Source organism: Deltaproteobacteria bacterium, from assembly GCA_035063765.1.
Taxonomy (GTDB): domain Bacteria; phylum Myxococcota_A; class UBA9160; order UBA9160; family PR03; genus CAADGG01.
Map to the genome: position 1 here is coordinate 179,035 of JAPSFT010000007.1, position 20,430 is coordinate 199,464.

General features: G+C 74.2%; 16 protein-coding genes. 10 read left to right on the forward strand and 6 right to left on the reverse strand.

Going from position 1 to position 20,430, the window contains the following annotated elements; all coding sequences use genetic code 11:
• The first annotated feature begins 306 nt into the window (after positions 1-306).
• The 5 genes from OZ948_07230 (at position 307) to OZ948_07250 (ending at position 7,732) form a co-directional block, all read left to right on the forward strand.
• Positions 307-1,905 (forward strand): alkaline phosphatase, encoded by a 1,599-nt coding sequence (locus tag OZ948_07230; GenBank protein ID MEB2344513.1) that lies wholly within the window; start codon positions 307-309, stop codon positions 1,903-1,905.
• A 97-nt stretch (positions 1,906-2,002) separates the two neighbouring features.
• Positions 2,003-2,233, forward strand: coding sequence for a hypothetical protein (locus OZ948_07235; protein ID MEB2344514.1), 231 nt, complete (start codon positions 2,003-2,005; stop codon positions 2,231-2,233).
• Between the two features lie 32 nt (positions 2,234-2,265).
• On the forward strand, positions 2,266-3,006 hold the full coding sequence (locus OZ948_07240) for a lysophospholipid acyltransferase family protein (GenBank protein ID MEB2344515.1): 741 nt from the start codon (positions 2,266-2,268) through the stop codon (positions 3,004-3,006).
• 274 nt (positions 3,007-3,280) lie between these two features.
• On the forward strand, positions 3,281-5,089 hold the full coding sequence (gene typA / locus OZ948_07245) for a translational GTPase TypA (protein ID MEB2344516.1): 1,809 nt from the start codon (positions 3,281-3,283) through the stop codon (positions 5,087-5,089).
• 105 nt (positions 5,090-5,194) lie between these two features.
• Positions 5,195-7,732 carry an ATP-binding protein gene (locus tag OZ948_07250; protein MEB2344517.1) on the forward strand — a complete coding sequence of 846 codons (2,538 nt, stop codon included), beginning with the start codon at positions 5,195-5,197 and terminating at the stop codon, positions 7,730-7,732.
• Here OZ948_07250 and OZ948_07255 read toward each other — a convergent pair.
• Positions 7,669-8,475, reverse strand: a complete 807-nt coding sequence (locus tag OZ948_07255; protein ID MEB2344518.1) for an outer membrane lipoprotein-sorting protein — start codon at positions 8,473-8,475, stop codon at positions 7,669-7,671. The genes OZ948_07250 and OZ948_07255 overlap by 64 nt on opposite strands.
• Positions 8,476-8,605: 130 nt before the next feature.
• On the opposite strand from OZ948_07255, the gene asnB reads away from it, so the two are divergent.
• Genes asnB through OZ948_07275 form a run of 4 tightly spaced genes read left to right on the forward strand, consistent with a single transcriptional unit; the run spans position 8,606 to position 15,050 of the window.
• Entirely contained in the window at positions 8,606-10,573 is a 1,968-nt protein-coding gene (gene asnB, locus OZ948_07260; GenBank protein ID MEB2344519.1) for an asparagine synthase (glutamine-hydrolyzing), read from the forward strand.
• Positions 10,574-10,583: 10 nt separating this feature from the next.
• Positions 10,584-13,082, forward strand: coding sequence for an MMPL family transporter (locus OZ948_07265; protein ID MEB2344520.1), 2,499 nt, complete (start codon positions 10,584-10,586; stop codon positions 13,080-13,082).
• Complete coding sequence (locus tag OZ948_07270; protein MEB2344521.1) at positions 13,082-13,825, forward strand: GNAT family N-acetyltransferase; 744 nt, start codon at positions 13,082-13,084, stop codon at positions 13,823-13,825. The genes OZ948_07265 and OZ948_07270 overlap by 1 nt, the downstream gene beginning before the upstream one ends.
• A 58-nt stretch (positions 13,826-13,883) precedes the next feature.
• Positions 13,884-15,050 (forward strand): response regulator, encoded by a 1,167-nt coding sequence (locus OZ948_07275; GenBank protein MEB2344522.1) that lies wholly within the window; start codon positions 13,884-13,886, stop codon positions 15,048-15,050.
• Between the two features lie 21 nt (positions 15,051-15,071).
• Here OZ948_07275 and OZ948_07280 read toward each other — a convergent pair whose 3' ends face one another.
• Together OZ948_07280 and OZ948_07285 are read right to left on the reverse strand one after the other, a co-directional pair.
• Positions 15,072-15,716: a TetR/AcrR family transcriptional regulator gene (locus tag OZ948_07280; protein MEB2344523.1), complete on the reverse strand. Its 645-nt coding sequence runs from the start codon at positions 15,714-15,716 to the stop codon at positions 15,072-15,074.
• Positions 15,713-16,738 (reverse strand): ferritin-like domain-containing protein, encoded by a 1,026-nt coding sequence (locus OZ948_07285; GenBank protein ID MEB2344524.1) that lies wholly within the window; start codon positions 16,736-16,738, stop codon positions 15,713-15,715. Before OZ948_07285 ends, OZ948_07280 begins: the two co-directional genes overlap by 4 nt.
• A gap of 133 nt (positions 16,739-16,871) precedes the next feature.
• Here OZ948_07285 and OZ948_07290 point away from each other — a divergent pair, with 133 nt between their 5' ends.
• The gene (locus OZ948_07290; GenBank protein MEB2344525.1) at positions 16,872-17,243 is read left to right on the forward strand and encodes a hypothetical protein; all 372 of its coding nucleotides are present in this window, start codon (positions 16,872-16,874) and stop codon (positions 17,241-17,243) included.
• 3 nt (positions 17,244-17,246) lie between these two features.
• On the opposite strand, the gene OZ948_07295 is transcribed toward OZ948_07290, so the two are convergent.
• The 3 genes from OZ948_07295 to OZ948_07305 are packed head-to-tail and all read right to left on the reverse strand — an operon-like array spanning position 17,247 to position 20,430.
• Positions 17,247-18,209 carry a TIGR03621 family F420-dependent LLM class oxidoreductase gene (locus OZ948_07295; GenBank protein ID MEB2344526.1) on the reverse strand — a complete coding sequence of 321 codons (963 nt, stop codon included), beginning with the start codon at positions 18,207-18,209 and terminating at the stop codon, positions 17,247-17,249.
• Positions 18,210-18,255: 46 nt separating this feature from the next.
• Positions 18,256-18,978, reverse strand: coding sequence for a monofunctional biosynthetic peptidoglycan transglycosylase (gene mtgA, locus OZ948_07300; protein ID MEB2344527.1), 723 nt, complete (start codon positions 18,976-18,978; stop codon positions 18,256-18,258).
• A gap of 24 nt (positions 18,979-19,002) precedes the next feature.
• Positions 19,003-20,430, reverse strand: coding sequence for a wax ester/triacylglycerol synthase family O-acyltransferase (locus OZ948_07305; protein MEB2344528.1), 1,428 nt, complete (start codon positions 20,428-20,430; stop codon positions 19,003-19,005).

Below are 20,430 nucleotides of genomic sequence, written 5' to 3' on the forward strand. Positions count from 1 at the left end.
GAGCAACGGCCCCCGCCGGGACGAGCGAGACCCACCCGCGGCGGCGGCCGCGGTCGGGAAGCCGACCGCGCGGGCGGCCCCGGCCCGCCCCGGGGCGCGGCAACGAGCGAAGGCCCGCCACGACCCGCGTGCGATGACGACGCAAAAGTGCGTCGATTCCGCCCCGCCGATCCGGCGCGCCGAGGCGACGAGCACCAGCAGGCCGCCGGCGGTGCGCGAGCGCGGAGATCGCTCCACGGGATCACCCGAGCCGATCGCGCGGCGCGGTATGCTGTGCCGCCCCGCCCCGCGGAGGAGCCGATCGGCGTGTGCGTCCGTCTCGTCGTCGTCCGTGTCGTCGTCGTGGCTGGCGCCGTTCTCGCGCTCGCGGCCTGTGCCCGTCCCGTACCGGCACCCGCACCCGTCGACGACTGGACGGCGCGCGGCCAGGCGGCCGTCGCGCGCGCGCGCACCCAGGTGCCGCCCGGCGGGAAGGCGCGCAACGTGATCCTCTTCATCGGCGACGGCATGGGGATCCCGACCATCACGGCGGCGCGGATCCTCGAGGGCCAGCGGCGCGGCGAGGGCGGCGAGGAGAACCGGCTCGCCTTCGAGGAGCTTCCCTACCTGGCGCTGGCCAAGACCTACTGCACGAACCTCCAGGTCGCGGACTCGGCGTGCACGGCCACCGCGATGACCACCGGCGTCAAGACCAAGGCCTACGCGATCGGCGTCGACGAGCGGGTCGTGCCTGGCGACTGGCGCAGCGTCGCCGCGAGCCGCCGCCCCACGCTCTTCGAGGAGGCCGAGGCGCGCGGGCTCGCGACGGGCGTGGTCACCACCACGCGCATCACGCACGCAACCCCGGCCGCCGCCTACGGGCACGTGCCCCACCGCGACTGGGAGGACGACACCACGCTCCCGCTCGAGGCGCGCGAGGCCGGCTTTCCCGATCTCGCCCGCCAGCTCGCGGCGTTCTCGCTGGGCGACGGCCTCGACGTCGCGTTCGGTGGCGGCCGCGCGCAGTTCCTGCGCCGTACCCAGCTCGACCCCGAGCGGCCCGAGCTGCGCGGCGCGCGCGGCGACGGGCGCGACCTGATCGCGGCCTGGCAGGCCCGCCACCCGGACGGCGTCTTCGTCTGGAACCGCGACCAGCTCCGCGCGGTCGATCCCGCGCGCGTCGGGCCCGTCCTGGGCCTCTTCGAGTCCTCGCACCTCGCCTTCGAGGCCGACCGCGCCCGCGACGTCGGCGGCGAGCCCTCGCTCACCGAGATGACCGTGAAGGCGATCGAGCTCCTGCGCCGCAACCCGCGCGGCTTCGTGCTGTTGGTGGAGGGCGGGCGCATCGACCAGGCCCACCACCTCGGCAACGCCTACCGCGCCCTCACCGACACGATCGAGCTGTCGAACGCGGTGCGCGCCGCACTCGCGGCGACCGATCCGCGCGACACGCTCGTGGTCGTGACCGCCGACCACAGCCACGTGCTCACGATCGCGGGCTACCCGCACCGGGGCAACGACATCCTGGGCAAGGTGGTCTCGCTCGACGAGCACGGCGAGGCGGCGACGCGCTACCTGCGCGACGCGGTGGGACGCCCCTTCACGACGCTCTCCTACGCGAACGGCCCGGGCTACACCGGCACGAGCCCGGAGCAGCCCGAGGGGCCGAAGCGCTTCCCGCACCTGCCGACCGGCTACCGCGGCATCACCCGCGGCCGGCCCGACCTGACCGGGGTCGACACCGCCGATCCCGACTACCTCCAGGAGGCCACCGTCCCGGCCCGCAACGAGACCCACGGCGGCGAGGACGTCCCGATCTACGCCGGCGGGCCCGGGGCCGAGCTGTTCCGCGGGGTCCAGGAGCAGAGCTACGTCTTCCACGCGATCGTGGCGGCGCTCGGCTGGACGGAGCCGGCCGCCCCCTGAGCCGGCCCTCCTGACACCGCGCCGGGCCTCCTCCCCACCCACCGGCATGGCGAGCGATCGTTCCGACTCGAGCGCCGGCGCGAGTGCGCCGCCCGCGATGACGGCCGACGAAGCCAGGCGCTGGGTGCGCTCGGTGGGCGGCGCCCTCGTCCGCCAGCCGGCGCGCGCGGACGGAAGCCCGCGCTGGGCCGCGCTGGTGCGTACCCCGGCGACGCCGGGGACGAAGAGCCGCCTGATCGTCGGCCTCGGGGAGACGCCGGCCGGCGCGGCCCGGATGGCCGAGTGGGCCTGGCACGAGGTCTGGAAGACGCTCTCGCGGCCTCACTGAGGAGCGCAGCGCCCGCGGTACACTGCGCGCGCATGCTGCTGCGCCGCCTCTACTCGACCCTGTTCTGGGCCTTCCTCGTCGTGAGCTCGGTCGCGCTGTTCCCGGCCGCCGTCGCGCTCTGGGCCCTGACGGCACCCTTCGACCGCCGCCTCGTCGCCCTGCACCGCTTCACCTGCTTCTGGGCCTCGCTCTACACCTGGGTGAACCCGCTCTGGCCGGTCACGGTCCACGGGCGCGAGCGGATCCGCGCCGGCGAGACCTACGTGATGGTGGCGAACCACCTCTCGCTGCTCGACATCCTGGTGCTCTTCCGGCTGTTCCGGCACTTCAAGTGGGTGTCGAAGATCGAGAACTTCCGGATCCCCTTCATCGGCTGGAACATGCGGCTCAACCGCTACATCCCGCTCCGGCGCGGCGACCGGGCGAGCGTGGTCCAGATGATGGCGGCCTGCGAGAAGACGCTGGCCGAGGGAAACCCGATCCTGATGTTCCCGGAAGGCACCCGCTCGCTGACCGGCGAGCTGAAGGCCTTCAAGCCCGGCGCCTTCGAGCTCGCGCTGAAGACCTGCCGCCCGATCCTGCCGATCGTGCTGGCCGGCACCTCGAACGCGCTCCCGAAGCGGGGCTACGTGCTCCAGGGCCGACACCCGATCACGGTCACGGTGCTCGAGCCGATCCCGCCCGAGCGCTTCGAGGGGATGTCCGCGAAGGAGCTGACCGAGCAGGTGCGGGGCGTGATCGCGGACGCGCAGGCGCGCATGGCCGGCGGGTAGCTCCGGTGCCCGGCGCCGTCCGGGAGGTTCCGCCCCGATCGAGCGACGAGGTCGCGGCGGATCGGGCGCCTCGCGAGGCCGTACGCACGCGGTGGTAGGGCACTCGGGGCCGGGCAGGAGCGCGTCGGAACGGCTAGCCTGCGCGCCCGCAGGAAGGCTCCCGATGACCCAGAGGGCTCCGCGGCGACGACCCGGACAGCTCCGCAGCGACGACCCAGAGGCCTCCGCACATGATCCAGAGCGCTCCGCACACGACCGAGAGGGCTCCGCGGCGATGACCCGGAGGGCTCCCCGCAAGGACGTCCGCAACCTGGCGATCATCGCCCACGTCGATCACGGCAAGACGACCCTGCTCGACGGCCTGCTGCGCCAGACCGGGGCGCTCCCGCCCAAGCAGGCCGCGGTCGAGCGGGTGATGGACTCGAACGACCAGGAGCGGGAGCGCGGGATCACGATCCACGCCAAGAACACCGCGGTCCGCTTCGAGGGCGTCCACATCCACCTCGTCGACACGCCCGGCCACGCCGACTTCGGCGGCGAGGTGGAGCGCGTGCTCGGGATGGTCGACGCGGTGCTGCTGCTGGTCGACGCGGTCGAGGGCGTGATGCCGCAGACCCGTTTCGTGCTGCGCAAGGCGCTCCAGCACGGGCTGCGCCCGCTGCTCGTGGTGAACAAGATCGACCGCCCCGAGCAGCGCGCCGACGAGGTGCTCGACGAGGTCTTCGACCTGCTCGTCGAGCTCGGCGCGAACGACCGCCAGCTCGACTTCCCGGTCGTGTATGCGTCGGCGAAGGAGGGCGGCGCGGCCCTGGCGCCCGACGCGCCGCGCAAGGACCTGCGCCCGCTGCTCGAGGCGATCCTCGAGCACGCGCCGGCGCCCGAGGTGGATCTCGACGGGCCGCTCCAGTTCCAGGCCATGACGCTCGCCTACGACGAGTTCCTGGGCCGGCTCGTGATCGGCCGCGTGGCCCGCGGCCGGCTGCGCCGGGGCACGACCGTGACCCGGCTCGGCGCGCACGGCGCGCGGGACTCGTTCCGCGTCACCAAGCTCTTCGGCTCGCTCGGCCTCGAGCGCGTCGAGATCGAGGAGGCGGCAGCCGGCGACCTCGTGGTGATCGCCGGCGTCGAGTCGATCGACATCGGCGACACCGTCTGCGACCCGGCGGCGCTCGAGGCGCTCCCGCGCGTCACCGTGGACCCGCCCACCGTGCGGGTGCGCTTCTCGGTGAACAACTCGCCGCTCGCGGGCCGCGAGGGCCGCTACGTGACCTCGCGGCAGATCGGCGAGCGGCTGCGGCGCGAGGCGCTCGGCAACGTCTCGATCCGGGTCGAGCCGACCGAGAGCCCGGAGGTCTTCGAGGTCGCCGGGCGCGGCGAGATGCAGATCGGCGTCCTGATCGAGACCATGCGCCGCGAGGGCTACGAGTTCTCGGTCTCGCGCCCCGAGATCATCACCGCCGACGTCGACGGGGTGCGCAGCGAGCCGGTGGAGGACGTGGTGGCGGAGGTGCCCGAGGGCAGCTCGGGCGCGGTCATGGAGAAGCTCTCGCAGCGGCGCGCGCGGCTCACCGCGATGGAGCAGCGCAGCGGCACCAGCGTGCTCACCTTCGTGGCACCCAGCCGGGGCCTGTTCGGCTACCGCAGCGAGTTCCTCTCCGACACGCGCGGCGAGGGCATCCTGCACCGCACCGTGCGCGGCTACGAGCCCTGGAGCGGCGACCTGCCGACCCGCCAGAACGGCGCGATCGTCGCCACCGAGGCCGGTGACACCACCGCCTACGCGCTCTGGAAGATCCAGGAGCGGGCCGACCTCTTCGTCGGCCCCGGCGCCGCCTGCTACGAGGGCATGATCGTCGGCGAGAGCCGCCGCCCGGGCGACATGAACGTGCACGTCGGGCGCGCCAAGAAGCTCACCAACATCCGCGCGGCCGGGAAGGACGAGAACATCGTCCTCGTCCCGCCGCGCCAGCTCACGATCGAGACCGCGCTCGGCTGGATCGCCGAGGACGAGCTGCTCGAGATCACCCCGAAGTCGATCCGGCTGCGCAAGAAGGTCCTGTCGGGGAGCTTCCGGAAGCGCTGAGGTGCCCGCGCTCCGGCGCGGCGTCCGGAGCCCGTCCCCAGCTCGCTCGAGAACGGCTCGAGGACGGCTTGAGGACGGGCCGGGGCCCGCCGAAACGAGCCGGGGATGGCCCGCTTCCGCGATCCGCTGCTGCTCGCCGCCGCGCTCCTGGCGGCGGCCGTCACCGCGCTCGTCGCCTACGAGTCGAGCGGCTGGATCGGCCGGCCCTTCCCGGGCTTCCTGGTGCTCGGCAACCGCGTGGTGGCGTCGGCCGGGCTCGCCTCGTGGCCGGGCGTCGCCGGGGGCGAGATCTACCAGCACGAGGTGGTCGCCATGGACGGCGTGCCGGTCGCGAGCGCGCCCGCGCTGCGCGACCGGGTCGAGGCCCTGCCGCCCGGGAGCGCGGTCGTCTGGCGGCTGCGGCTCGGTGGGGCCGAGATCGAGCGAAGGATCGAGACGCGCCGCTTCGGCGGCGTCGACTACCTGCTGCTCTTCGGGACCTTCCTGTTCTGTGGCGTGGCGCTCACCGGCCTCGCGCTCGCGATCCGCATCCTGGGCCGCGACGAGGCGGCCACCGGCAGCGCGATCGCGCTCTGGGTCGTGGGCATGTACGCGCTCACCGCCTGCGATCTCTACGGCCCCTGGCGGCTGTTCCGCCTCCACGTGGCGCTCGAGGCGATGCTCTTCGCGGGCGTCCTGCACATGGCGCTGGTGCTCCCCTACCCGCGCCCGCTGTGGCGCCGCCACCGGCGCCTGCTCTTCGCCGCGCTCCACGGCAGCGCGGCGCTGTTCGCGGGCGGGGCCCAGCTCGTCCTGGCGAACCCCTCCGGCTACGTCGCCCTCCACCGCGCCGCGATCGGCGCCTTCGGCGTGTCGCTCGTGGTCCTCATCGGCTCCCAGCTCGAGGCGTTCCTGCGCCCGCCGAGCTTCGCCGCGCGCCAGCGGGTCAAGGTGGTGGCGCTCGGCTCGCTGGCGGCGCTGGCACCGCAGGTGGCACTCGCGCTCGGCGCGGCGCTCGGCGCCGGCGCGTCGTCCGAGAACCTGATGACCTGGAGCGGTCTCTTCTTCCCGATCTCGGTGGCCTACGCCGTCCTGGGTCGCGACCTGCTCCAGGTGGACTCGATCCTGCGCCGCTCGGTCGCCTACGCGATCCTGACCGGCCTCGTCGCGCTCGCCTACGCGGGGATGATGGCGGCGCTCGAGGGATGGCTGCGCGACGGCCTCGGCGCCACGCGCTGGACGACCGCGCTGCTCTTCTCGGCGTTCGCGGTGGCGGGGCTCCTGCCGCTGCGCGACCGCATCCAGTCGGCGGTCGACCGCGTGCTGTTCCGCGCGGCCTACGACTTCCGGCGTCTCGTCGAGGAGGCGAGCCGCCGGCTCGCCTCGGCGACCGACCTCGCCGTCGTGCGCGCCGAGACCAAGCGCGTGGCCGAGGAGGCGCTGGCGCCCGAGTCGATCGACTTCCAGACCCGCGCCCACGACGCGCCCGAGCTCCCCGCCGCGCGCGCCCTCCTGGCCGGCGCCGGTGCGGCGGGGGTGGTGGAGCGACCCGACGGCGGGCTCGCGGTGCCCTTCGTGGTCGAGGGGCGGGCGGTCGCCCTGCTCTCGCTCGGGCGCCGTCTCTCGGGCCGGCTCTACAGCGGCGAGGACCGCCGCCTGCTCGCGACGCTCGCCAACCAGGGCGCGCTGGCGGTCGAGAACGCGCTGGCGCTCGCCGAGGTCCGCGAGCTCAACGCCACCCTCGAGGTCAAGGTCGAGGAGCGCACCGCCGAGCTGGCCCACGCGCTCGACGCCCTGCGCGAGGCGCAGCGCCAGATGCTCCACCAGGAGAAGATGGCCTCGCTCGGCCAGCTCGTGGCCGGCGTCGCCCACGAGATCAACAACCCGCTCAACTTCATCGAGGGCAACCTCTTCCACCTGCGCGAACACGCGCACGCGCTGACGGCGGCGATCGAGGCCTACGAGAAGCTGGTCGCCGACGAGGCCGGCGCGCTCGGGCCGCGCGTGGCCGAGCTCCGCGAGGCCCACGACCTCCCGTTCGTGATCGGCGACCTGCCCGCACTCCTGGCCGGCTGCGAAGAGGGCGTCTCGCGCGCGAGCGCGATCGTGAAGGACCTGCGCAGCTTCTCGCGCACCGACAGCGGGCGTAGCTCGCAGGTCGACCTGGCCGGCGCGCTCGACGCGGCGCTGAACCTGCTGCGCAGCCGGCTCGGCGCGATCGAGATCGTGCGCGACTACCAGCCGATCCCGCCGGTCGAGTGCCTGGAGGGCCAGATCAGCCAGGTCTTCGTGAACCTGCTCGCGAACGCCGCCGACGCGATCGGCGAGCGCGGCCGGATCGTGCTGCGCACGCGCGCGCTGGGGGACGAGCGGGTGGTGGTCGAGGTCGAGGACGACGGCCGCGGGATCGCCGAGGCGGATCTCGGCCGCATCTTCGAGCCCTTCTTCACGACCAAGGAGGTCGGCCGCGGCACCGGGCTCGGGCTCGCGATCTCCTACGGCATCGTCACCCGCCACGGCGGCGAGATCCGGGTCACGAGCGAGCCCGGGCGCGGCGCCTGCTTCGCGGTCGAGCTCCCGGTGCGCGGGAGCGAGGCGGATCAGGGAGCGCCGCGGCCCAGGTTGCCGGGCTCGAAGACCGCGTCGTCCACCCCGTCCTCGTAGCGGATCTTCGAGAAGCTGAGCACGGTGCGGTGCCCGGTGCGGTGGTTCGCCACCTCCGTGCGCAGCGCCGTCCAGATGCCCTCCACCGGGGCCAGCTCGGTGTGGTGGACGGTCTTCAGGTGCTGGCCCTTGCGGTCCCAGTAGTCGGCGCGCCGCGAGATCCAGAGCTCGGCGTCGATGCACGACACCACGCGGCCGTAGCCGAGCTCGCGGGCGGTGCCCTCGTCCACGGGGACCGCCTCCAGCTGGTAGCAGCGATGGCCGTCCACGCTGTCCTCGCCGATCGTGGCCCAGCGGTAGTCCTCGATCGCGAGCTTGGTCTCCTTCTTCACGTCCTCGTAGCTGAGGTCGGTCCCGAAGAAGGAGGCGCCGCGGTCGCTGGCGGCGATCCGGCGCACCTTGCGATGGGCGGGCAGGTAGAGCCAGACGTCGTCGTCGCGGCCGCCGTCGGCGTAGTCGTAGGTGAGGAACGCGGTGCCGGCGATGACCGCGGGCTCGACGAAGAACACGGTGGTCTTCTTGTCGTCCCCGAAGTACTTGCGGAAGATGGTTGCCACCCGGCTGCGCGTGCGCCCCTTGGCGTCGATCAGCTCCATCCGGACCTCGCGGCGCTGGGCCACGCCCTCGGAGCGGGCGTTGACGCGCTGGGCCAGCTCCAGCCCGGCCGGAGGCCCGGCGGCGGCGGCGAAGGCGACGACGCTCGCGAGCGCCAGGGCGAGTGCAGCGGGCAGGCGGTGCGGCACGAAGCCTCCTCTCGGGCGGCGAGCATAGTCGAAAGCAGTTGCACCCTTCGACCATCCGTGGCGTAATGCCCGCGCGATCGCACCCCCTCGCCGACGACCCCTGGCGGCCGATGGGAGGAACCTTCACTCCATGTGTGGCTTCGCGGGGATCCTGCGCCTGGGACAGCGCCCGCTTCCCCCTCCTTCCACGGTACGCCGCATGCTCGCGACGATCGCGCACCGCGGTCCCGACGAGGCGGGCGAGCTCCTCGGCCCCGACCTGCAGGTCGGGGTGGCGCGGCTGTCGATCATCGACGTGAAGGGCGGTCACCAGCCGGTGTGGGGCTGCGGCGACGCGCTCGCGTGTGTCTACAACGGAGAGCTCTACAACCACCACGAGCTGCGCCGCGAGCTCGCGGCGAAGGGCCACCGGCTGCGGAGCGAGAGCGACTCGGCCGTCCTCCCCCACGCCTACGAGGAGTGGGGCGCGGACCTGCTCCGGCACCTGCGGGGCATGTTCGCGCTGGCGCTCTGGGACGCGCGCGAGCGGCGCCTGCTGCTGGCCCGCGACCGGCTCGGCATCAAGCCGCTCTACGTGGCCGAGACGCCGGACTTCCTGGTCTTCGGCTCCGAGATCAAGGCGCTGCTGGCCTCGGGCCTGGTGCCCCGCGAGATCGACCGCGACGCGCTCGACGACGTGCTCTCGCTCTCCTACCCGTGCCCGCCGCGCACCCTCTTCCGGCACGTGCGCGAGCTCCGCCCGGCGCACTGGCTGGAGGCGCGCCCGGGCCGCCCCCCGGGCACCCCGCACCGCTACTGGCGCGCGCCCTTCGTCCCGCGCGGCGAGCACCGCCGGGTCACCCGCCGCGACGCGCAGGCCGAGCTGCGCGAGCTGCTGCGCCGCAAGGTCTACGAGCACCTGCAGTCCGACGTGCCGGTCGCGACCTACCTGTCGGGCGGGCTCGACTCCTCCGCGCTGTCCGCGCTGGTGACCGAGGTGACGGGCGATCCGCCCACCACCTTCTCGATCGGCTTCTCGTCGCCCGAGCACGACGAGAGCAGCTTCGCAGCCCGGATGACGGCCGCCCTCGGCGCGCCGAACCACACGGTCGTCTGCGACCGCAGCACCGCCGACCACTACCCCGAGGCGCTCTGGCACATGGAGCTGCCGCTCCAGTTCCCGCTGGTGCTGCCGCTCGCGCAGCTCTCGGCGCGCGCGCGCAGCGCGGGCTTCAAGGTGGTGCTGACGGGCGAAGGCGCCGACGAGCTGCTCGGGGGCTACGACTGCTTCCGCGCCGACAAGATGCGCCGGATCTTCGACCGGCCGCTCCTGCGCGCGCTGCGGCCCGCCGTGTACCGGCGGCTCTACTCCTGGCACGGCCTGCCCGAGGGCACCGTCGACATGATGCTGGCGAACCAGGCACGCTCGCGCGAAGTGGAGCGGCGCTTCGGCGGCGTGTACCCGGCCTGGTTCGACATGTGGACCACCCTCGACCTCGACCGCCAGCGCCTGCTCGCCCCGGATGGACGCCGCGTCCGCCCGGCCGACGAGCCGCCCGAGGGCTTCCTCGACCTGCTCCCGGACGGTGTCGGCGAGCTGCACCCCTTCGACGCGGTCCTGGCCCTCGAGCTCGAGAGCCGCCTGCCCTCGTGGATGCTCGCGATCGGCGACCGCGCCTCGATGGCGAACGGCGTCGAGGCGCGCGTTCCGTTCCTCGACCACGAGCTGGTCGAGTACCTGGTTCCCCTCGCGCCGGCGCTCAAGATGCGGGGCTTCACCGAGAAGGCGCTCCTGCGCCAGGCCGTCGGCGACCTGCTCCCGGCGGAGATCGCGAGCCGCCAGAAGCGCCCCTTCTACACGCCCTTGAAGAGCTGGTTCTTCTCGGAGGGCGCGCCCGAGTACGTCGAGGACGTGCTGGGCGCACGCGCGCTCCGCGACGCCGGGCTCTTCGACCCGGAGGTCGTGGCCCGCCTGCGCCGCGACATCCTGCGGGTGCCGGACGGCCACCTGCTCCGGGTCCAGCACGAGTGGGTCCTGGTGCTCGTCCTCGGGGTCCAGATCCTCCACCGGCTGTTCGTGGCCGAGCCGCCGGGGTCGAGCCGGCCCGCCTGGGCATGAGAGCGCGGACATGAAGCCGGACTGGCTCGGGTGGAGCGAGCTGCCGGTGCGGCGCCCGCGCCTCGCGCTCGCGCTGGCCGGGGCGGCGACCGCCGTCCTGCTCGCGGGCCTCGGCCGGCTCCAGATCGACTCCTCGCTGGAGGCGATGGCCGTGCAGGGGGACCCGCTGCACGCCGCGCACGAGCGTCACAAGGAGGTGTTCGGAAGCGACGAGATCCTCTCGATCGCCCTGCCCTTCGAGGACGCGCTCGCCCCGCAGGCGCTGGCGCTGCAACGGCGGCTGGCCCTGGCGATCGAGTCGGTGCGGACGGTCGAGGAGGTCGAGTCGCTCGCCACCGTGGACGACGTGGCGGGCGACGGGGATGCCCTCGACATCGCGCCCCTGGTGCCGGAGGGCGACCCGGCGGCCCTGCTCCCCGAGGAGATCGAGGCGATCCGCGCCCGCGTGGCGCGCAACCCCCTGCTCCCGGGCTGGCTGGTCTCCCGCGACGGCCGCACCGCTGCGCTCCAGGTGCGCTTCGACTACGCGAGCAGCGAGCCCGAGCGCAACGCCGCCCTGGCCGCGATCGACACCCTCCTGCGCCAGGAGCTCGGCGCGCGCCCCTATCACCTGGCCGGCCACCTGTTCATGAAGAGCGAGATCGCGCACACGATCACCCGGGACCTGCAGCTCCTCCTGCCGGCGACGATCGCCGTGATGGCGCTGCTGCTGGTGGTGGCGATGCGCTGCTGGGTCAGCGCGCTCGCGAGCCTGGGCGGGGTCCTGCTGGCGGTCGCGTGGATGCTCGGGGCGATGGGCTGGGCGGGGATCCCGCTCACGGCGCTCTCGAACGCGGCGCCGACGATCCTGCTCGCCGTCGGCACCGCCTACGTGCTGCACGTGGCGGCCGCGGCGCAGCGCCACGCGGCGAGCGGCGCCGGGCCCGCCGAAGCGGCCACGCACGCGCTCCGCCACGTGCGCTTCGGGATGGTCGGAGCGGGCCTCACGACGCTCGTGGGCTACGCCTCGCTCACCCTCTCCCAGGTGCCGGTCGTGAACGGCTTCGGCTGGGCGCTGGTGCTGGGGATCGTGGCCGTGATGGCCATCGGCCTGTTCGTGCTGCCCGCCGTCTTCGCGCTGTGGGCGACGCGGCCCGCGCAGAGCCTGCTCGGGCCGGACCCCCGGCTCGGCCGCGTGCTGCTCGGGCTGGCGCGGCTCGCCGTGCGCCACGCACGCGCCGTGCTCGCCGCGGCGATCGGGGTCGCCGGGCTCGCCGCGCTCACGCTCCCGCTGCTCCGGGTGGACTCGAGCGGCCCCAACCGCTTCCCCGAGGACTCGCGCTTCCGGCGCTCCTCGGAGTTCTACCGCGCCCAGCTCTCCGGCGACGTCGTCGAAGGGGTGTACCTCTCGGGGCCGCGCGAACACTTCTACGAGCCCGAGGTGCTGCGCCGGATCCAGGCCTTCCAGCGCGACGCCGAGGCGCTGCCGGAGATCGACGAGAGCGTCTCGATCGCGGACTACGTGGCGCTCATGAACCGCGAGATGGAGGGCGGCGCCGACGAGGCGCTGCGGATCCCGGACTCGCGCGAGGCGGTCGCACAGTACCTCTTCCTGTACGGAGCCTCGGGCGATCCCGGTGAGCTCGACGAGCTCGTCGACCCCGACGCCGGGCGCGCCCGCATCGTGCTCGCGGCGACGGTGCCGTCGAGCACGGCGAGCGCGGTCCTGCGTGCGCGCCTCGAGGAGCTGGCCGAGCGCCACCTGGCCGCGGAGACCGGCCCGGACGCGGTCGTCAGCACGGAGATCCTGCTCTCGCGCGCCGCCGACGTGGTCGTGCAGGAGCAGGTGCGGGGCTTCGCCTGGGCCCTGGCGCTGATCCTCGTGATGGTGGCCGCGAGCTTCCGCTCGCTCGGAGCCGGCCTCCACCTGCTGCTGCCCAACGGGCTCCCGCTGCTGCTGAACCTGGCGGTCATGGCACTGCTCGGGATCCCGCTCGGCGACGCCACCGCGATCATCTCCGCCACCTGCCTCGGGATCGCCGTGGACAGCACCATCCACACCATGGCGGAGACCCGCTCGGCCGAGCGGCGCTGCGGCTCGCGCCACGCAGCCGTGGCCCACGCCCTGCTGACGGTCGGCCGCCCGATCGTGGTGACCGGGATCCTGATCATCGCCGGCTTCAGCATGCTGCTGCTCTCGGACTTCCGCTCCGTGCGCGAGCTCGGCTTCTTCACGGCGCTCACCATGGTCTTCTGCCTGATCGGCGACACCGTCGTGGCGCCGAGCCAGCTCTGCGCGGCCGGCGGCGCGGAGGACCCGAGGGCGCGGCCGGTCGTGGTGGGCGCCGGCCGCCTGCTCGCCGCCGCCCTGCTGCGCGAGCGCCCGGGCGGCCGGCCGGCGCTCGAGTGGGTCGACCCCGAGCTCGCGCAGGCCCCGCCGGCGCCAGGCGGGGAGCTCGTGTTCCACGCTCTCGAGGCCGGCGACGCGCCCGGGTGGGTCGCGGCCGGCTCGGCCGAGGAAGGAGCCTGATGCCGAATCCGCTCGCCCGCCTGATCGACCAGCGTGTCGGCCCCTGCTTCGAGTTCGGCGGCTATCGCTTCGCGCGCGCGGAGACGGACGGCGAGCGCCGGGCGGTCTACCAGCTCCGCCACGAGGTGTACGCGGAGGAGGGCTTCATCCGCGCCGAGGAGTTCCCCTCCGGAGAGTTCCAGGACGCCTACGACGCCGTCTCGGTCCAGATCCTCGTGCGCGACGCGGGCGGCGCCCCGGTCGGCACGACCCGCTTCGTGCTGCCCTCCGAGCTCGGCTTCCCGACCGAGCGCTTCTTCGACTTCGAGCCGCCGGAGGTGGCGCGCGATCGGCTCGGCGAGTACGGGCGGCTCGCGATCCGGGACGGCCATCGCGGAGGCACGCGCGCGCCGATGCTGGGCATGCTGAAGGCGGTGTTCGAGGTGATGGTCGAGCACCGGATCACGCACGTCTTCGCGTTCCTGCCCCCGAAGCTGGCGGCGTCCTACGCGGCGCTCGGCTGCGTGTCGGTGCCCCTGCGCACGCTCCCCCCGCGCGAGGAGACGCTCGCCCGGCGCCGGCCGATGCGCGACTACTTCGCCCGCCAGCCGGTGGCGCCGGTGCTCTTCGACCTGGGCCAGATGCTGCGCGAGATGGGCGCGTCGCCCGACCGCCGCGAGGCCGGCTACGCCTGGGGCCGGGGCCCGGGGGTGGAGCCGATCGGCCCTCGGGCGCCCGGCGGGGTCCCGAAGCCGGGCCGCTGAGACCTCCTCCCCCGCGCGGCTCAAGGAAGCCCACCGGGAACCGATATTCAGTCGCGTGATGCTGGCCTCGCGACCGCGCATCCTCGTGGTGGACGACGAGCCGCGTGCGCTCGAGTTGCTGGTGCGCTCGCTGCGCCGCGTGGGCGAGGTCGTGACGGCGTCCTCGGCCGACGCCGCGCAGGCGCTGCACAGCGGAGCGCGCTTCGACCTGGTGATCTCCGACCAGCGCATGCCGGGCTCGACCGGGGTCGAGCTCCTGAGCCGGATCGCGGAGAGCGACGAGAACGTCGGGCGCATCCTGCTGACGGGCTACACGGACCTCGAGACCTCGGTCGAGGCGATCAACCGCGGCCGCGTGCACGCCTACCTGCACAAGCCCTGCTCGACGCCGGACCTGATGGCCACGGTGGCCGCCGTGCTCCAGCGCGTCGGGCTCGCGCGCGAGAACCAGCGCCTGCTCGCGGTGGTGAGCGAACAGAACGCGCAGCTCGGCGAGGCGCTCGAGTCGCTGCAGCGGGCCCAGGACAAGCTGGTGGGGAGCGAGCGGCTGGCCGCGATCGGCCGGATGGGCGCGATGATCGTGCACGACCTGCGCGGCCCGCTGGCGGCGATCCGCTCCGCGGGCGAGGAGGTACGCCGCGAGGGCACCGAGCGCGCCGCCCCGGCGCTCGGCGAGCTCGGGCGCGAGGTGCTCGACGAGGCGGCCCGCCTCGAGCGGATGTGCAGCGAGCTGCTCGAGATCGCGCGCGCGAGCGAGCTGCCCGGGGTCCTCCGCCGGGAGCTGATCGACGACGCCGTCGCGACCGCGCTGGCCGCCCTCTCCCACGAGGCCTCGCTCCAGGGCGTCGAGATCGAGCTCGACCTGCACGCGGACGTGCTGGTCGCGATCGACGAGCAGGCCCTGCGGCGCGCCCTCCACAACCTCGCGCGCAACGCCTTCGAGGCGATGCCCGAAGGCGGCCGCCTGCTCGTGCGCAGCGTCCGGGACGGCGACCACGCCGTCCTGACCCTCACCGACAGCGGCCCCGGCATCGCCGCCGAGATCGCCGGCCGCCTCTTCGAGCCCTTCGCGACCTTCGGCAAGCCCGCCGGCTGCGGGCTCGGGCTGGCGGTCGTGCGCAAGGTCGTCGAGGACCTCGACGGCACGATCTCGGTGGCCAAGGCGGAGGGCGGCGGCGCCTGCTTCGAGATCCGGCTGCCCCTCGCCTTCGCCGCGGATTCCTGAGAGCCGGCGCGCGCGGCGCCGTCAGGGCGCGAGCGCGCCCTCCAGGAACGCGCGCAGCTCGCGCTTGCGCGAGGCCAGCACCTCGGGCGCGCGCGGGTCGCCGCGCAGGGCGGCGGCCGGAACGTGGTGGAAGACGGCCGGGTAGAGGAGCACGAGCCCCATCAGGTTCAGGACGGTGTGTCGCACCGGGACGTAGCGGATCACGCCGGCCGCGCGCGCGCGGGCCAGCCAGGCGCCCACCAGCGCGAGCACGCGGTCGATCGCGTCCACCTCGCCGGGCGCGGCCACGAAGGGATCGCGCAGGCCCCCCTCGGTCTGGCGCGTCGTCACCAGGAGCCGCATCAGGAGCCGCGCCGAGGCGGGCTCGGCCGCGAAGTGGTCGGCGCTCGCCTCGAGCGCCCCGAGCAGCGACTCGAAGCGCGGCGGCTCCTCGGCGAGGAGCGGCTCGAGGCGCGCGAGCAGCCGCTCGGCGAGCCCGCGATGGACCTCGCGCGCGAGCTCCTCCTTGCTCCGGAAGTGGTGGAAGAGGGAGCTCTTGTGGAGGCCCACCAGGTCCGCCACCTGCTGCAGGCTCGTGCCCTCGTAGCCGTGCTCGGCCAGGAGCTCGAGGGCGGCCTCGAGGATGCGCTGCCGGGGGCTCTCGATCTCGGCCGTCGCGCTCCTCACGCCGGCAGGCGCCGGGCCCCGAACTCGATCACGCCGCGCAGCACGCGCCCGAGCAGACGTCCCTCCTGGCCGGGCCGGGGCAGCACGAGGTCGAGGTTCTTCTCGTAGTCCGGCGCCTTGGTCGGGTTGGTCGGGAAGAACTCGAGCTCGGTGCCCGGGATCGGCCCGATCTTCTGCGAGAGCTCGTGGAGCATCTTGTCGGCGCTGCGGATCAGGTCGCGCGGGTCGGCGCCGAGCGCCGCGTAGTGCTTCGCGAAGCGGATCTGGGTGGCCCCGAACAGGTCGCCGATCCCGTAGGTGAGGTCGCGGATCCGCAGCAGCTCCTTCACCGGCCGCCCGCGCAGGCGCTCGGGCAGGTAGAGCACGCCGAGGCCCACGTGGCGCGCCTCGTCCTTCTCGATGTAGGGCAGGAGCTCCGTCAGCACGGGCTCGATCTTCGCGTCGGCCAGGAAGCGGAAGATCACCATCGCCGTGCCCTCGGCCAGGATCTGCATCGCGAAGAGCTTGACCGTCAGGTCCCGGGTCGCGAGCAGGCGCCGCGCCGCGATCGCGAAGTAGGGGTCGAGCTTCGGCACGGGCACGTGCAGCGCGGCCAGGTAGTCGCGCAGCACGTAGAAGTGCCGGGCCTCATCGAAGACCTGGGCGGAGGCGGCGAGCCGCGCGTCGGGCTCCTCGAGCCGCGTCGCCAGCTCGGCGGCCACGATCCAGGCCGCCAGCTCGCCCCACATCAGCATCGAGATCGGGTGGGCCAGGGCCTCGCGCTGCTCGCGCGCGAGCTGGATCCCGCCGTGCCTCGCCATGGCCTCGCGGAAGAGCGCGGGGCCGTCCCAGGCGTCGCGCTGGGCGTTGGCGTAGATGCGCCGCAGCCGGTCGGTCTGCTGCTCGGCGAGCGCCAGGGGCTCGTCGATGAGCAGGGCGTCGTTCGGCCAGTCCCGGAAGCGCCCGACGCGGGCGTGGAGCGAGTTCGAGACCGCGCGGCGGACGACGCGGGCCAGGACGCGGGTCGAGGCGAGCAGGGCCATGGGGCGGAGGCCTCCGGGATCGGGCGGCGCAGGCTCTTTGTACCCGACCAACCGGTTGGTGGTCAAGCTCCTTCCCGGCTGACGCCGCGTGCGCGGCGGCATAGACTCCGCGCGTCGCGCAGGAGGGGTCCTCATGATCGGCACCATCTCCCGGCTCTCCGGGGCCCGCTCGCGGATCGCGCTCGGGGTGGCCCTCCTGCTCGGGCTCGGCGCGACGCCGGCCCGCGCGGTCGCGCCCGACGGCGCCAGCGCGCGCGAGCCCTACCTCTACCCGACCGGCCCCGAGGAGCCCGCGGCCTATCCGGACGGCTGGGTGCGCGTCCCGGCGGTCGCCGCCGACCTCGTGCTGGTGCGCCCGGCGATGGTGGTGGGCCTCGCGGCCGGCGCCGTGGCCTTCGTCGCGACCCTGCCCATCACCGCGCCGACCCTCACCACCGACGACGCCGCCCACGCGCTCTTCGACCAGACCCTCTCGGCGCTGGCGCGCCCGCTCGGGGAGTTCTGAGGCTCAGCGTCCGGCGAGCGGCGCCACCACCTCCGCCGCGAAGCGCTCGACGACCGCCGGATCGCGGCCCTGGATCACGACGTAGCTGATCCCGGTCTCGTCGCGGCGCGCCTCGAGGCGGTCGCGGATCTCGCTCGCCGGTCCGGTCAGGAACAGCGGGCAGCCGGCCACCTGCGCGACGCTCATCCCGCTCGAGCGCGCCAGCATCTCGCGCAGGCCGGCGGGCGTGTCCGTGATCGCGGTGACGAAGACCAGCGACTGGAGCTCGATCGCCGCCGGGTCGCGGCCCGCCCGGGCCGCCGCCTCGCGCACCCAGGCCACCTTCTCGCGCACCCGTTCGGGCGCCAGGTCCGCCGGCGTCGCGGCGCTGACCCGCCCCTCCTCGAGCCGGGGGTTGATCCCGACCACGTCGGCGTGCCGGCCCGCCAGCGAGAGCAGCCGCCTGCCGCCGCCGCCGATCAGGAGCTTCGGCCGCACCGGCTGGTCGATCGCGCGCGGCACGTCCTTCACGCGGAAGTGTCGGCCTTCGAAGGAGAAGCCCTCCTCGGGTGCGGCCCACATCCCCTCGCAGATCGCGAGCGCCTCGGCAAGCCGCTCGATGCGCACGCCGGGGCGCTCGTAGGGGATCCCGGCCTGCCGGTAGTCCGTCTCCATCCAGCCCGCGCCGATCCCGAACTCGTGGCGGCCGCCGGAGAGGCGCTCGATCGTGGCCGCCTGCTTCGCGTACACGACCGGATGCCGGTAGTCGACGTCGTAGACGAGCGTGCCCACCCGCAGCCGGGTCGTGACCGCGGCGGCCGCCGCCACGAAGGCGGTCGGGTCCATCTGGGGCGAGAAGTGGTCGGGGCAGAAGACGGTCGCGTAGCCGAGCGCCTCGAGCCGGCGCACGCGCGCCACCCAGTCGGCGCCGGGGAAGTCCGCGATCTGCACGCCGAAGCGGAACGGGTGTCTCGGGTCGCCCGACATCGCGGCCAGGGTAGGCGCCTCCTCCGGCGGCCGCCGCCCGCGGGCCTCAGCGTTCGACCGCACGCACGGCCGCGGGGCCGAGGGCGCGCATCTGGCGCTCGATCTGCGCCGCGCGCGCGCGCAGGCCGGGCGTCGGCGCCTCGACCCGTCGGTGCGCGGGGTCGGGCAGCACGGCGGCCAGCCGCGCGGCCTGCGAACGCGAGAGGCGCGCCGCGGGGCGCGCGAAGAAGCGCTGCGCCGCGGCCTCGACGCCGAAGCTGCAGGGGCCCATCTGCGCGATGTTCAGGTACACCTCCAGGATCCGGCGCTTCGGCCACAGCGCCTCGATCCAGAGCGTGAGCCAGGCCTCGAGCCCCTTGCGCGCGAAGCTCGGCGCGGGCCACAGGAAGAGGTTCTTCGCCACCTGCTGGGTGATCGTGCTGGCCCCGCGCGCGCGGCTGCCCGCGAGCCGCTCGCTCACGGCGTCGCGGATCTCCGCGAGGTCGAAGCCGCCGTGGGTCGGGAAGCGCTGGTCCTCGCTCGCGAGCACGGCGAGCTTCGCGTGGCGCGAGATCGCCTCCCAGCCGACCCAGTCGTACTCGATGCGCCGGCAGCGGCCGCCGTCGCCGAGGCCGAGCGCGCGCTGCACCATGAACGAGCTCGTGAGCGGCGGCACCACGCGCAGGACGGCGATCGGCGCCACGCTCGCGGCCAGGAGCGCGAGCACCAGCCCGAGCGCGGCGCGGCGCCCGGGCCGGCGCCGCCCGCGTGCGATCGCCCGGCGGCTCATCCCCGTGTGCTGGCCAGGGCGCGATCAGCGGAGCTCCGCGGGCCGCGCGGAACGCAGGAGCTCCGCCAGCGCCGAGCGGAGGTCGGCCACGAAGTCGCCGAGGTCCGGGAGCAGGTCGTAGTCGGCGTTGAAGCCCCAGTGGATGCGGCCGTCGTAGGACAGGAGCGCGATCCCGAGCCCGAGGTTCGCGGCGAGCGGCACGTGGGGATAGACCTCGAGCATCCGGGCCCCGGCCAGGTACATCGGAACCTGCGGTCCGGGCACGTTGGTCACGACCAGGTTGAAGGGCAGCAGCCGGGTCACGTTGCGCGCGCCGAGCGCGAGCAGGTTGGAGGGCGTCCACTCCGCCACCCGGGTCAGGATCTCCGCACCGACGGCGCTGCGCGACTCCTTCAGCTCCGCCGTGCGCTCGTGGATGCGGCGGAGCTGCTCGCGCGGGTCGTCGGTGTCGAGGGGCAGGCGGATCAGCCAGGCCGACACCCGGTTGCCGAGCTCCCCGCTCTCGTCCGAAGCCCGCACCGAGACCGGCGCCATCACGCGGAAGTCGAGGTCGCGGGCGCGCACGCCGCGCCGCTCGAGGAAGCGCTGCACGGCGCCCGTCACGACCGTGAGCACGACGTCGTTCAGCGAGCCGCCGAGGGCACGGCGCACGCCCTTCAGCTCGGCCAGGTCGGTGCTCATCCACGCGAAGCGGCGATGCGGGCCGATCGGGCGGTTGAAGGGCGTCGGCGACGCCGCGCGCAGGCTCGTCCCGACGGTCTCCGCCGCCGCGCGCAGCCGCAGGAGCACCTCGCGGCGGGCGTCGTCGGCCTCGCGCACGAAGCCGCGCACGTCGCGCAGCGCCTGGAAGGGAAGCCGCAGGAAGCGCTCGACCTCGTGGCGCAGGAGCTCGAGCGGCGAGGGCACCGGCCGCGGCAGGAAGCGCGGCGCCTCGTCGTCGCCGGGAATGGGCTCGGGCAGCGGGCTCATCAGCACCTGCATCAGGTCCACGCCGGAGATGCCGTCCACCATGCAGTGGTGGACCTTCGAGACCAGGGCGAAACGGTCCTTGTCGAGCCCCTCGACGACCCACATCTCCCACAGCGGCCGGCTGCGGTCGAGGTGCTGGCCCATGATGCGCGCGGACAGGCGCTCGAGCTGCTCGTCGCTGCCCGGCCGCGGGAGCGCGGTGTGGCGCACGTGGTAGTCGAGGTGGAAGCGGTCGTCGTCGACCCAGACCGGGTGGTGCTCGAGCGGGATCCAGGCGAGCTTCTGGCGGTAGCGGGGAATGCGGTGCAGGGCGCTCGCGACGAGCGCCTTCACCGCCTCGGCGTCGACGCCGCCGTCCTCGCGGCGCAGCGGCCCCAGGTCGAAGACCATCGTCGAGGCGACGTGCATGTAGGCGTCGGGGCCCTCGAGCAGCAGGAAGGAGTTGTCGAGGGCGCTCAGGCGCTCGTAGGCGTAGCGGGGCAT

Bases quoted from the DNA above. Each gene is read 5' to 3' on its own strand.
- OZ948_07235 (MEB2344514.1), top strand. From the start codon at position 2,003: ATGACGGCCGACGAAGCCAGGCGCTGGGTGCGCTCGGTGGGCGGCGCC.
- OZ948_07240 (MEB2344515.1), top strand. From the start codon at position 2,266: ATGCTGCTGCGCCGCCTCTACTCGACCCTGTTCTGGGCCTTCCTCGTC.
- typA (MEB2344516.1), top strand. From the start codon at position 3,281: ATGACCCGGAGGGCTCCCCGCAAGGACGTCCGCAACCTGGCGATCATC.
- OZ948_07250 (MEB2344517.1), top strand. From the start codon at position 5,195: ATGGCCCGCTTCCGCGATCCGCTGCTGCTCGCCGCCGCGCTCCTGGCG.
- asnB (MEB2344519.1), top strand. From the start codon at position 8,606: ATGTGTGGCTTCGCGGGGATCCTGCGCCTGGGACAGCGCCCGCTTCCC.
- OZ948_07265 (MEB2344520.1), top strand. From the start codon at position 10,584: ATGAAGCCGGACTGGCTCGGGTGGAGCGAGCTGCCGGTGCGGCGCCCG.
- OZ948_07270 (MEB2344521.1), top strand. From the start codon at position 13,082: ATGCCGAATCCGCTCGCCCGCCTGATCGACCAGCGTGTCGGCCCCTGC.
- OZ948_07275 (MEB2344522.1), top strand. From the start codon at position 13,884: ATGCTGGCCTCGCGACCGCGCATCCTCGTGGTGGACGACGAGCCGCGT.
- OZ948_07285 (MEB2344524.1), bottom strand. From the start codon at position 16,738: ATGGCCCTGCTCGCCTCGACCCGCGTCCTGGCCCGCGTCGTCCGCCGC.
- OZ948_07290 (MEB2344525.1), top strand. From the start codon at position 16,872: ATGATCGGCACCATCTCCCGGCTCTCCGGGGCCCGCTCGCGGATCGCG.
- OZ948_07295 (MEB2344526.1), bottom strand. From the start codon at position 18,209: ATGTCGGGCGACCCGAGACACCCGTTCCGCTTCGGCGTGCAGATCGCG.
- mtgA (MEB2344527.1), bottom strand. From the start codon at position 18,978: ATGAGCCGCCGGGCGATCGCACGCGGGCGGCGCCGGCCCGGGCGCCGC.
- OZ948_07305 (MEB2344528.1), bottom strand. From the start codon at position 20,430: ATGCCCCGCTACGCCTACGAGCGCCTGAGCGCCCTCGACAACTCCTTC.